General features: G+C 67.9%; 10 protein-coding genes. 3 read left to right on the forward strand and 7 right to left on the reverse strand.

Going from position 1 to position 11,840, the window contains the following annotated elements; genetic code table 11:
* Positions 1–7 precede the first annotated feature (7 nt).
* Entirely contained in the window at positions 8–1,153 is a 1,146-nt protein-coding gene (hpnH, locus tag E2E30_RS11390; RefSeq protein WP_133189883.1) for an adenosyl-hopene transferase HpnH, read from the forward strand.
* Here the strand turns inward: hpnH and E2E30_RS11395 are convergent.
* Genes E2E30_RS11395 through hpnA form a run of 7 tightly spaced genes read right to left on the reverse strand, consistent with a single transcriptional unit; the run spans position 1,073 to position 8,957 of the window.
* Positions 1,073–1,849, reverse strand: coding sequence for a phosphorylase family protein (locus E2E30_RS11395; RefSeq protein WP_133189885.1), 777 nt, complete (start codon positions 1,847–1,849; stop codon positions 1,073–1,075). The two genes, hpnH and E2E30_RS11395, sit on opposite strands and share 81 nt — an antisense overlap.
* The gene (shc, locus tag E2E30_RS11400; protein ID WP_133189887.1) at positions 1,846–3,795 is read right to left on the reverse strand and encodes a squalene--hopene cyclase; all 1,950 of its coding nucleotides are present in this window, start codon (positions 3,793–3,795) and stop codon (positions 1,846–1,848) included. The genes E2E30_RS11395 and shc overlap by 4 nt, the downstream gene beginning before the upstream one ends.
* Positions 3,796–3,804: 9 nt before the next feature.
* Positions 3,805–5,058: a hydroxysqualene dehydroxylase HpnE gene (gene hpnE, locus E2E30_RS11405; protein WP_165954503.1), complete on the reverse strand. Its 1,254-nt coding sequence runs from the start codon at positions 5,056–5,058 to the stop codon at positions 3,805–3,807.
* Positions 5,055–5,894, reverse strand: a complete 840-nt coding sequence (gene hpnD / locus E2E30_RS11410; RefSeq protein WP_133189889.1) for a presqualene diphosphate synthase HpnD — start codon at positions 5,892–5,894, stop codon at positions 5,055–5,057. The genes hpnE and hpnD overlap by 4 nt, the downstream gene beginning before the upstream one ends.
* Complete coding sequence (hpnC, locus tag E2E30_RS11415) at positions 5,891–6,742, reverse strand: squalene synthase HpnC (RefSeq protein ID WP_133189891.1); 852 nt, start codon at positions 6,740–6,742, stop codon at positions 5,891–5,893. Before hpnC ends, hpnD begins: the two co-directional genes overlap by 4 nt.
* The gene (locus E2E30_RS11420; protein WP_133189893.1) at positions 6,739–7,962 is read right to left on the reverse strand and encodes a glycosyltransferase; all 1,224 of its coding nucleotides are present in this window, start codon (positions 7,960–7,962) and stop codon (positions 6,739–6,741) included. Before E2E30_RS11420 ends, hpnC begins: the two co-directional genes overlap by 4 nt.
* Complete coding sequence (gene hpnA, locus E2E30_RS11425; protein ID WP_133189895.1) at positions 7,959–8,957, reverse strand: hopanoid-associated sugar epimerase; 999 nt, start codon at positions 8,955–8,957, stop codon at positions 7,959–7,961. The genes E2E30_RS11420 and hpnA overlap by 4 nt, the downstream gene beginning before the upstream one ends.
* Positions 8,958–9,254: 297 nt before the next feature.
* On the opposite strand from hpnA, the gene hpnI reads away from it, so the two are divergent.
* Together hpnI and hpnJ are read left to right on the forward strand one after the other, a co-directional pair.
* Positions 9,255–10,412, forward strand: coding sequence for a bacteriohopanetetrol glucosamine biosynthesis glycosyltransferase HpnI (gene hpnI, locus E2E30_RS11430; RefSeq protein ID WP_133189897.1), 1,158 nt, complete (start codon positions 9,255–9,257; stop codon positions 10,410–10,412).
* Between the two features lie 3 nt (positions 10,413–10,415).
* A complete protein-coding gene (gene hpnJ, locus E2E30_RS11435; RefSeq protein WP_133189899.1) occupies positions 10,416–11,840 on the forward strand; it encodes a hopanoid biosynthesis associated radical SAM protein HpnJ in 1,425 nt (474 codons plus the stop codon).

An 11,840-nucleotide genomic window follows, 5' to 3' on the forward strand; every position in this document is an offset into this window, starting at 1 on the left:
AACAGCCATGACGCTTCCCCTCGCTCCGCTCATGCGCATCGGCGCCTACACGCTCAAGAACCAGATCATGGGCGGCAAATACCCGCTCGTGCTGATGCTCGAGCCGCTGCTGCGCTGCAATCTCGCTTGCCCCGGCTGCGGCAAGATCGATTATCCCGACGCGATCCTCAACCAGCGCCTGTCGTATGAGCAGTGCATGGAAGCGATCGACGATTGCGGCGCGCCCGCGGTCTCGATCGCGGGCGGCGAGCCGCTCCTCCACCGCGACATGCCGCGCATCGTCGAGGGCTATATCGCGAAGAAGAAGTTCGTGATCTTCTGCACCAACGCACTGCTGCTCAAGAAGAAGATCGACGACTACAAGCCGTCGCCGTATTTCACCTGGTCGATCCATCTCGATGGCGACAAGGGCATGCACGATCACGCCGTCGACCAGGACGGGACGTACGAGATCGCGATCGACGCGATCAAGCTCGCCAAGTCGAAGGGTTTCCGCGTCCAGGTCAATTGCACCGTGTTCGAGGGCGCCTCGGCCGAGCGGCTCGCCGGATTCTTCGACATCATGGAAGAGCTGGGCGTCGAGATCACCATCTCGCCGGGCTATTCGTACGAGCGCGCCGCCGACCAGGAGCATTTCCTGACGCGCGAGCGCACCAAGAACTTCTTCCGCGACGTCTTCTCGCGCGGCGATGGCGCGCGGGCGTGGAGCTTCACCAACTCGCCGCTGTTCCTTGATTTCCTCGCGGGCAACCAGACCTACGAGTGCACACCTTGGTCGATGCCGCTGCGCACCGTCTTCGGCTGGCAGAAGCCGTGCTACCTCGTCGGCGAGGGCTATGTGCCCACATTTGCCGAGCTGATGGAAGGCACCGACTGGGATCAGTACGGCGTCGGCAAGTATGAAAAGTGCTCGAACTGCATGGTGCATTGCGGCTTCGAGGGCACCGCCGCGGCAGACGCCGTGCGCAACCCGCTCAAGATGTTCACCGTCGGCCGCAAGGGCATCCGCACCGAGGGTCCGATGGCGCCCGACATCGACCTCAGCCATGCGCGCAAGGCCGAGGACGTCCACTCAACGCATGTCGAGGCCGAACTCGCGAAGATCAAGGCGGCCGATCCCGACGGCTTCAAGCGCACCCAGCGCGCGGCCTAAAGCGCGGAACGCCGCACCGGCATCGCGGCCGGTGCGGAGGAGCGCGGGGAGCTGCGCGGGGTTTTTCGCCAGCGACTTGAGGATTGCGCCGAGCGCGACGCTGCCGTCGGGGTTCATGCCGACGAGCGCCGCCGGCGGAAGCGCATGGTCGGCGGTGTCGGAGATCGTGCGCAGGATCGCGAAGGGCAGTCCGTGGCGCGCGGCGACGCGGGCGGCGATGTGCGATTCCATGTCGACGGCGATTGCGCCGGTTTGCGCATAGAGCGCTGCTTTTTCGGCGGCTGAGCCGATGATCGTAGCGGCACCGACGATTGTGCCAGCGTGCGCCTCGGGAAGATGATGCACGAGCCATCGCACGAATTCGCGCCCAGTCCCCTTCTCCGTCACCCCGGGCTCGTCCCGGGGTCCACCGTGCCGCGCGTGCTCGGGCCGTAGATTTTGCGGCACAGTGGACCCCGGAACAGGTCCGGGGTGACGGCTGTCGTGGAGGGTGCCCACCACGACATCGCCGGCACGCAATGCCGGATCGAGCGCGCCCGCGACGCCGCACGACAGGATCGCGGTCGCCCCAGCCACAGCCGCCTCGAGCTCACGCTCCAACCGCGCCGCATCCCCGCCACCAGCGACTACCACGACACCCGGCCGCGCAATAATGGCCGCCTCGCGGTGCAGCCCGCAGGCGACGAGCAGCGTCACATCCCGAACGCCGGCCGGCCCGCATTCGAGCGCTTCAAATTGCGATACCGCGCCACCGCCCAGAGCGGGAAATACGCCGGATACCCGTGATACCGGAGGTAAAAGACACGCGGAAAACCGCCGCCGGTATATTTTTCCTGCCCCCACAGCCCATCCGCCGCCTGCGTCGCAATCAAATGGCGCACCCCACGCTCGACCGCGGGATGATCGACCTTCCCCGCCGCCATCAGCGCGAGCAGCGCCCATCCCGTCTGCGACGCGGTCGAGGGCGCCGGCGTGTAGCCCTTGTAATCGAGCGCATAGCTCTCGCAATCCTCGCCCCAGCCGCCGTCGAGGTTCTGGATGTGGAGCAGCCAGTCGGCGCCCTTGCGCACCATCGGATGCTTCGGATCGAGCCCCGCGGCATTGAGCGCGCACAGCACCGACCAGGTGCCGTAGATGTAATTCACCCCCCAGCGTCCGAACCAGCTGCCGTCCGCCATCTGCTCCTTCTCGAGGAACGCCAAGGCCGCCTTCATCCGCGGCGAATCGGTCTCGCCCAGCTGCGCCAGCATCGACACTACACGCGCAGTGACGTCGCTCGTCGGCGGATCGAGCAGCGCGCCGTGATCGGCGAACGGGATGTTGTTGAGGTAATGATAGCTGTTGTCGGCATCGAACGCGCCCCAGCCGCCGTCCTTGCTCTGCAGCCCCACGGTCCATTCGACGCCGCGCGCGATCGGCTCGTCATAGGGCAAGCCACCGCGATCCTTCGCGCGGTCCATCGCCATCACCACGACAGCGGTGTCGTCCAGATCGGGATAATGCGCGTTGTTGTACTGGAACGCCCAGCCGCCTGGCCGGACATCCGGTTTTTCCTCCGCCCAGTCGCCCTTCACGTCGAGCACCTGCAGCGGCTTGAGCCACGCCAGCCCCGCCATTGCGCGCGCCTCGGCATCGTCGCCGCCCGCCTCGAGCATCGCATGCGCGGCAAGCGCGGTATCCCACACCGGCGACACGCACGGCTGGCAATAGGCCTCGTCGTCCTTGATCACGAGCAGCCGCTCGACCGATTCGCGCGCGATCGCCCGCATCGGATCATCCGCCGGGCAGCCCAGACAATCGAGCATCATCACGCTGTTGGCCATCGCCGGATAGATCGCGCCCAATCCGTCCTCGCCATTCAACCGCTGGGTGACGAAGTCGAGGCATGCGCGGATCGCGCGGCGGCGGGTGCGCTTCGGCCAGAGTGGCTCGCCCGCCTTGAGCACGACGTCGAGCCCGTTGAAGAACGCCGTCCAGGCGCGCTTGGTCCCCGCCGCCCGGCTCTCGAGCGGCGCGCGCTTGTGGGTGTAGAGTTCGTCGACGCGCACGCCCGAAACGTTGCGCGCAACGGGCTTCTTCGCGGCGAGCACGAGCAACGGCACGATCACCGTCCGCGCCCAATACGACATCTTCGAGAGATGGACCGGGAACCAGCGCGGCAGCAGGATCAGCTCGACCGGCAGCGTCGGCACCGTCCGCCAATCGGCGCAGTCGAACAAAGCGAGCTGGATCCGCGTGAACACATTGACCGCGGCAGCGCCCCCCGCCTTGTGGATGGCGGCACGCGCCTGCACCATGTGCGGGGCATCGACCGCATCGCCGATCATCTTGAGCGCAAAATACGCCTTCACGCTCGCGCTCACGTCGAACGCGCCGCCGTGGAACAGTCCCCAGCCGTGATGGCTCGCCGACTGGATGCGGCGGAGATAATTGCCGATCTTGCGCTCGATCTCGACGTCGCGCGGCTCGCCCAGATAGTGCCGGAGCAGCACATATTCGGCCGGGATCGTCGCATCGGCCTCGAGCTCGAACACCCAATGCCCGTCGGCGCGTTGCAGCGCGCCCAATGCCGCCGCGGCACGGGTCGCGGTGGCGTCCGCCTCGTTCACCAGGCTCGCGCGGTCGATCGTCTCGATAGTCATGCCCCGCCCTTAGCCGACCGCAGCGCCACGCGCCAAGCGGGCAGCGGTCTCACCCGAGCGCAAGGCGCCCTCGATCGTCGCGGGGAGCCCGGTCTGCGTCCAGTCGCCCGCCAGGAACAGATTGCGCCAGCGCGTGCGCGCGGGCGGGCGCTTGGCATCCTGCTCGGGCGTCGCCGCGAAGGTGGCGCGCTTTTCCTTGACGATCTGCCACGGCGGCAGCGTCGTGGGCAGTTTGTGGATCGCCGCGATATCTGCCCAGATTCGCGCCGCGAGCTCGGCGCGGTCGAGCTCGACCAGCGCGTCGGCCGCGCTGATCGTTACCGACAGCCGATCGGGAAAGGCGAAGATCCATTCCGCCGTCCCGCCGAGCACGCCGAGCATCGGCGCGACGCCGGGCGGCGGGACATAAGCGAAATGCGCGTTGACGATCGCGCGGAAGTCGGTCGGGACGACCAGATCCGGCACGAGCGCTTGCGCGACCCAGGGCGGCACCGCGAGGATCACAGAATCGCCGGGCGCCAGCGGCTCCTCGCCCGCGCCGAAATCGAGCGCGACGACGCGGTCGTCGGCAAACTTCAGCGCGCGCAGCCGCCGCCCGAGCGTCAGGTGCGTCCCCTGCCCCTCGAGCCACGTCAGCGCAGGCTCGACGAATGCCGCCGCTAGTGTCGGCTCGGCGATCCGCGGTCGGCTCGCGCGTCCGCCCATCGCCAGCGACTCGCGCATGACCGCCGCGGTCAGCCGCGCCGATCCGTCTGCCGCCGCGGTGTTGAGCACCGCGAGCAGGATCGGCTCGATCAATTTGTCCCACACCGCGCCGCGCGGCGCGACGCGATCGGCGACGGTCTGCCCCGCGCCACCGCCGAGCAACCCGCCGAACCGCAGATAGTCGCTCGCGCGCGTGCCCGGCACGCGGCGGCCATCTCGAAAAATCCACCACGGCAGCCGCCCGTCATTGATGCGCACCGACCAGCGCGCGCCCGTCGCGCGATCGACGAACGCGAAGTCGGCGTGCAGTGGCCCGCTCAACCGGTCGAGCGCGCCGATCGCGCCGAGATAGGCGTTGACCGCGCGATTGCCCGACAAGACGAGGTGGTTGCCATTGTCGATCGTCCGGCCGAGCTGCGGATCGTGATACGAGCGGCACCGCCCGCCGGCCTGCGCCGCGCCGTCGATCAGCTCGGCGGCGGTGCCGGCGCGCGCAAGATCGACCGCGGCGCCGAGCCCCGCCATCCCCGCGCCGATGATCCGGACCCGCGCGCTCAACGGAACAGCATCAGCCGCAGCACGGTGAAGATCAGCGCGGGCTTGTTGACCTTGATCCGGGTGCGCGGCGGCGCCCAGCCGATCGCCTCCATCCGCACCAGAATCGGCGCGTACACCGCCGCCATCAGCCGCGGTGCGATGAGATGCCCACGCGGACGCGCGTCGAGGATCGCCTGCGCGGCGGCGAAATGCGTGTGCGCCTTGGCCGCGAGCACCCGCGCTGCGGCATCGACGCGCGGATCGCCGACCACGGTGATCGGATCGAGCAGTTCGACCCCTGCCGCCAGCAGCGCCTCGCGCGGCAGATAGACGCGCCCGATACCCGCGTCTTCGTCGACGTCGCGCAGGATGTTGGTGAATTGCAGCGCGAGCCCGAGATGGTGCGCGAGCGCGATGCCGACCGCGTCCTCCATCCCGAAGATCTTGACCGACAGCCGCCCGACCGCCGAGGCGACGCGGTCGCAATAGAGTTCGAGCTCGGCCATCGAGGGCCAGCGGATATCGCGATCGACATCCATCGCCATGCCGTCGATTACCGCCAGAAAATCGGCCTTGTCGAGCGCGAAGCGGCGGACCGCCTCCGCGACGAGCGCCGCGCGCCCGGGATTGCCGCCCGCGTAGAGCGATTCGATATCGGCACGCCACGCGTCGAGCGCCGCCATCCGCGCGGGCCGGTCGCCGATCTCGTCATCGGCAATGTCGTCGACTTCGCGGCAAAAGGCGTAGACCGCGTACATCGCCTCGCGCTGCACCTTGGGGAGCACGCGCATGCCGGCATAAAAGGAGCTGCCGGAGACTTGCGCCTGGAGCTGCGCGGGGGTCGCCTTGGGGTTCATCCCCGCCCCTTAACCGTTTGCGAGACCGCCGCCAACGCTGCGAGCCCGAGTGCCTCGTACGGGCGGTGGTGGACGCGCTGCGAGAGCGGGTCGCGCGTCTTGAGCCGCTGCGTCAGGCTTACCGCGAGCCGGTGGATGATCGCGACTTCGACCGCGAGGCGGCGATCGTGTATCTGCCCGGCGAACCCGGCCGATTCGTCGAGCAAGTGCTGACTGCGCGCGGCAAGATCGCGGATCGTCGCCAGCAGGCCCGGCGTGGCGACGGGCTTTTCGAGGTCGTCGAGCCGCGCGCCGTGCTGCGCCATCAGGTCGAGCGGGAGATAGACTCGCCCGATCGCGCGATAATCCTTCGCGCAGTCCTGCGTGTGGTTGATCACTTGCAGCGCCGCGCACAGCGCATCGGACGCGGGCCAGGTCGCATGGTCCTCGCCGTGGACGTCGAGGACGTAGCGCCCGACGGGCATCGCCGAATAGCGGCAATAGTCTATCAATGCCGCCCAGTCGGCGCAGCGGTTCACCGTGCAATCGCGCTCGAACGCGGTGAGCAGGTCGAGCGCGTGCTGCGGGCTGATCCGGTGCGCCTCCATCGTCGCGCGGAGCGCAACCGAGGCGGCGTCGGCGTCGCGCGTCCCCAGGATCGTCGCGCGCATCGCGCCGAGCAGTGCGAGCTTTTCGTCGGCCGAGACCGCGGGATTGTCCGCCACGTCGTCCGCGCCGCGAGCGAAGCGGTAGAAGGCCATTACGGGCGCGCGATGCTTGGGCTTGAGCAGCACCGAGGCGACGGGGAAATTTTCGTCCTTATGCCCCTTGCCCGAGGCGAGCGCATCGGCGGTGGTCGCGCCGCTCATGCCGCGAGATCCGCCTGGACGCGGCCCTTCCACAGCCCGCCGCGCCCGCGGACATGCTGCCACGCCGAGAGCAGCGTACATCCGGCATAGAAGGTCGCGATGGCAGGCAGGAGCAGTCCCCAAAGTGGCGAGCGGCGGTAGAAGCGCACCATCGGCAGAAACGCCAGCGCCATCAGCGCCCACGCGGCGATCGCAGCATATTGCGCCGGCCCGCGCGCCGCAATCGCCAGCACCGGCGGCGCGAGATAGGTGAGCGCGAGACCGAGCGTCGTGCCGGCGAGCAGCAGCGGCGAATAATGCAGCTGCGCATACGCCGAGCGCGAGATCATCGCCGCGACCGAGCCCCATGTGTCGTAGCGCCGGATGCTCTTCGCTCGGTCGGTCAGCCCGAGCCACACCGCGCCTTGGGTCTTGAGCAGCGCACCGAACGCGCAATCGTCGATCAGCGCCGAGCGCACCGCCGCGATCCCGCCCGCCGCTTCGAGCGCGCGCCGTTCGACCAGCATAACGCCGCCCGCCGCAGCACCCAGCCCGCGCCCCCGGCGGTTCACCGTGGCGAACGGGTAGAGCATCTGGAAGAACCAGACGAATGCCGGGATCAGCGCGCGCTCTGCGAGGCTCTCGCAGCGCAGCCGTGCCATCAGCGAGACGAGCACACGATCGTCCTCGACTGCGCGCGTGACGAGGCTGCGCAACGTGTCGGGGGCGTGGGCGATGTCGGCGTCGGTCAGCAGGAGGTAGTCGGGCGCGTCGCCTGCGGCGGCGATGCCTTGCGAGACGGCCCAGAGCTTGCCGGTCCAGCCGGGCGCGAGCGGCGCGCCGGTAACGACGCTTAGCCGGTCCGACCCAAGCGCGCGCGCGATGCCGGCGGTGCCGTCGCTGCTCGAATCATCGACCAGCACGATACGGAAATCGCCGGGATAATCCTGCGCGGCCAGACTCCCGATCGACCGCGCGATCACTTCAGCCTCGTCGCGTGCGGGAACGATAGCAATGACCGACGGCCACCCTTTACCGTCATGCCGGGCTTGACCCGGCATCCACGCGAGACCTTCGCCCCCACGGCGGTCGTTCGGTTCGGCAGCCGGCTCGCATGGACCCCGGATCAAGTCCGGGGTGACGGGACCGTCCCGCTCGCGCGTCAGCCAGAACCCATCGCGCGCAAACACCAGCACCAGCCAGATCGCCAGCGACACCAGCGCCACCCCCAGCACGATCACGCCAGCATCCCCGCCTGCGCAAACCACGCGATCGCCTCGGCCAACGCCTCGCGGTACGGCCGCGCGCGATAACCCAGCTCCGCCTCGGCCTTGGCGCTCGAATAATACATGTCGTGCGCCGCCATCCGCAGCGAATCGAGCGTCAGGAACGGGTCTTTCCCCGTCACCCGCGCAACCTGCTCATTCACCCACGCCAGCGGAAAAAGCGGCGCGCGGGGAATCCGCACCGTCGGCGGCTTGCGCCCGACGATCCCGGCCACGCTCGCCAGCATCTCGCGCAACGCGACATCCTGCCCGCCGAGCACATAGCGCTCGCCGATCCGACCACGCGCCATCGCCGCGATATGCCCGTCCGCGACGTCATCGACATGGACGAGGTTCAACCCGCTCTCCACAAATGCCGGCATCCGCCCGCTCGCCGCCTCGACGATGATCCGCCCGGTCGGCGTCGGGCGCGCATCGCGCGGGCCGATCGGGGTCGAGGGATTGACGATTACCGCGGGCAGCCCCTGCTCGCGCACCATCCACTCGACCAACCGCTCGGCCACCACCTTGCTGCGCTTGTACGCGCCAACCGCCTGCTCGGGCGTTGCGGGGCGAGTCTCGTCGGAAGGTCGGCCATGATGGGGCAGCAAGGTCGCGACGCTGCTCGTATAGACGATCCGCTCGACGCCGCCGGCAAGCGCCGCCTCCATTACCGTCGCGGTGCTTGCACGGTTGTTGCGGACGATCTCCTCGGGGTCGCGCGCCCAGATGCGATAGTCGGCGGCGACGTGATACAGATGCCGCACACCGGCCATCGCCTGCGCCATCGCGACGGGATCGCGCGCATCGCCCTCAACCAGCTCGCCCGGAAATTCGGCGAGGTTGGTCCGCGCGCTGCTCGCCCGCACCAGCCCGCGCACGTGCGCGCCCGATGCCGCCAGCTTGAGCGCGACCGCCGAACCGACGAAGCCCGAAACCCCGGTTACGAGTATGATGTCTGCGTCCGCCACCGTATCTCCTTGCCGCCGCGCTGTAGAACGCCGCGGCGTCCAGTCAAACCTCCGCGATGCGTCCACCGGCAATCCTCCGCCATCAGGGGGAGGAAGAAGTGCCCCCCGCCGTCACCCCGGCCGGGTGCCGGGGCCTACCGCGCCGCGCGCGCATCGCAGGCCTTCAGGGCGCAGCGGCGTTGCCCGGTGGGCCCCGGCACAAGGCCGGGGTGACGACAGGAAGCGCAAAGACATGACGCGCTTTTCACATTTCCGCCGCCTAGCCCACCCCGCTCCGGCAGCGTAAGGGCCACCATCGTGCAGCATCTCCCAATCCTTATCGGCGCAGCGCTCGGCTGGCTGGCGATTGCGATCGCCGCGTGCGGGGTCGGCTTCCTGCTCGTCTCCGCGCACACGTTCCGCCGCTTCTTCGCCGCAGCCGTCCCCGCGCCGGCACGCAACGAAGCCGTCACCTTGCTCAAGCCACTCTACGGCGCCGAGCCGCGGCTGTTCGACAACCTCGCGACCTTGCTCGCGCAGACGCACGGCGGGCCATTGCAAATCGTCCTCGGGGTGCAGCGTGCGGACGATGCCGCGATCGGCGTGGTTACCGCGCTCAAGGCAGCACACCCGCAAGCGGATATCGAGCTCGTCATCGACGCGACCAGCCACGGCGCGAGCGGCAAGCTGTCGAACCTCATCAACATGGACCGCGTCGCACGCCATCCGATCCTGATCCTCAGCGACAGTGATATCGCGGTCGCGCCCGATTATCTCGCGCAGCTGCTCGCGGCACTCGATGCCCCAGGCGTCGGAGCCGTCACCTGCCTCTATCGCGGACGCGGCGATGCCGGCTTCTGGTCGCTGATGGCCGCCGCCGGCGTCAGCTATCAGTTCCTGCTCGGCGCGACCTTCGGCGTCGCCAAGCAGCTCGCCACGCCGTGCATGGGCTCGACGATCGCGCTGCGCCGCGAGACGCTCGACGCGATCGGCGGGTTCGCCCGCTTCGCCGACGTGCTCGCCGACGATTATGCGATCGGCGAAAGTGTTCGCGCGCTCGGGCTACAGGTCGCTGTTCCGCCGTCCCTCGTCACCCATGCCTGCGACGAGCCAAGCTTCGGCGCCGTATGGCGCCACGAGCTGCGCTGGGCGGCCACGGTGCGCGATCTGACCTTCTGGCCCTATGTCGGCAGCATCGTCGGCCTGCCGCTCCCCGTCGCGGTGCTGGCCGCGCTGTATTGGCCCGCCGCCGGCGTCATCCTCGCACTTGCAGCAATTTTCGCGCGCTGGGTGGTTGTGCGAAGCGTCGATGCGGCGGTAGGGAGACCGGTCGCGTCGTTCGGAATCGCGTTGCTGCATGATTTCGCCGCTTTTGCGGTCTATATCGCCAGCTTCTTCGTCCGGTCGGTTGATTGGCGCGGGGCGACCCTTACAATGAAGCAGGACGGCCGCATCGCAGCGGCCACGGAGCACTAAGACATGTTGCGGACCCTTTTTCTCCAGGCTCCCTCGTTCGACGGTTACGACGGCGGTGCCGGTGCGCGCTACCAGATGAAGCGCGAAGTGAAGTCGTTCTGGTATCCGACCTGGCTCGCCCAGCCCGCCGCGATGGTCGAGGGATCGAAGCTGATCGACGCCCCCGCGCACGACCAGTCATGGGACGACATCAAGCATGAGATGGACGAGCGCGACCTCGTCATCCTCCACACTTCGACGCCGTCGTTCCGCCAGGACGTCCACACCGCCGAGCTGATCAAAGAGCGCAACCCGCGGATCAAGATCGGCTTCATCGGCGCCAAGGCCGCTGTCGAATCGACCAAGGTGCTCGAAACCTCGACCGCGATCGACTTCGTCGCGCGCAACGAGTTCGACTTCACGATCGTCGATGTCGCAAACGGCATGCCGCTGCGCGAGGTCGAGGGGATCAGCTGGCGCGACGACGACGGCGCGATCATCCACAACAAGGACCGCAAGGTCATCGAGGACATGGACAGCCTCCCCTTCGTCTCGCCGATCTACAAGCGCGATCTGCAGATGGAGAAGTATTTCGGCGGCTATCTGCTCCACCCCTACGTCTCGTTCTACACCGGCCGTGGCTGCAAGAGCCGCTGCACCTTCTGCCTGTGGCCGCAGACCGTCGGCGGGCACAACTACCGCACGCGCTCGATCGGCCATGTGATCGAGGAAGTGAAATACGTGATGGAGGCTTTCCCGCAGAACAAGGAAATCTTCTTCGACGACGACACGCTGACCGACAACCTTCCGCGCGTCGAGGAGCTCGCGATCGAGCTCGGCAAGCTCGGCGTGACCTGGTCGTGCAACGCCAAGGCCAATGTGCCGTACAAGACGCTCAAGATCCTCAAGGAAAACGGCCTGCGGCTGCTGCTCGTCGGCTATGAGAGCGGCAACCAGCAGATCCTGCACAACATCAAGAAGGGCCTGCGCGTCGACGTCGCGCGGCAGTTCACCAAGGATTGCCACGCACTCGGCATCGTCATCCACGGCACCTTCATCCTGGGGCTCCCGGGCGAAACCGAAGAGACGATCGAGGAGACGATCAACTACGCCAAGGAGATCGATCCGCACACGATCCAGGTGTCGCTGGCGGCGCCCTATCCGGGAACGTTCCTGTACAAGCAGGCGGTCGAGAACAATTGGTTCGACGGTGGCGATCACCTGCTGACCGACGGCGGCACGCAGATCGCACAGCTGTCCTATCCGCATCTCCCCTCGGCGCTGATCTTCGACAAGGTTGAGGAGTTCTACAAGCGCTTCTACTTCCGCCCGTCGAAGATCTGGGACATCGTCCGCGAGATGCTGACCGACTGGCAGATGATGAAGCGTCGCCTGCGCGAGGGCGTCGAATTCTTCGACTTCCTGCGCCGCCGCAAAGAGCCTGCCTGA

The organism is Sphingomonas sp. AAP5 (assembly GCF_004354345.1).
GTDB classification, from domain to species: domain Bacteria; phylum Pseudomonadota; class Alphaproteobacteria; order Sphingomonadales; family Sphingomonadaceae; genus Sphingomonas; species Sphingomonas glacialis.

Bases quoted from the DNA above. Each gene is read 5' to 3' on its own strand.
- hpnH (WP_133189883.1), top strand. From the start codon at position 8: ATGACGCTTCCCCTCGCTCCGCTCATGCGCATCGGCGCCTACACGCTC.
- shc (WP_133189887.1), bottom strand. From the start codon at position 3,795: ATGACTATCGAGACGATCGACCGCGCGAGCCTGGTGAACGAGGCGGAC.
- hpnD (WP_133189889.1), bottom strand. From the start codon at position 5,894: ATGAACCCCAAGGCGACCCCCGCGCAGCTCCAGGCGCAAGTCTCCGGC.
- hpnC (WP_133189891.1), bottom strand. From the start codon at position 6,742: ATGAGCGGCGCGACCACCGCCGATGCGCTCGCCTCGGGCAAGGGGCAT.
- hpnJ (WP_133189899.1), top strand. From the start codon at position 10,416: ATGTTGCGGACCCTTTTTCTCCAGGCTCCCTCGTTCGACGGTTACGAC.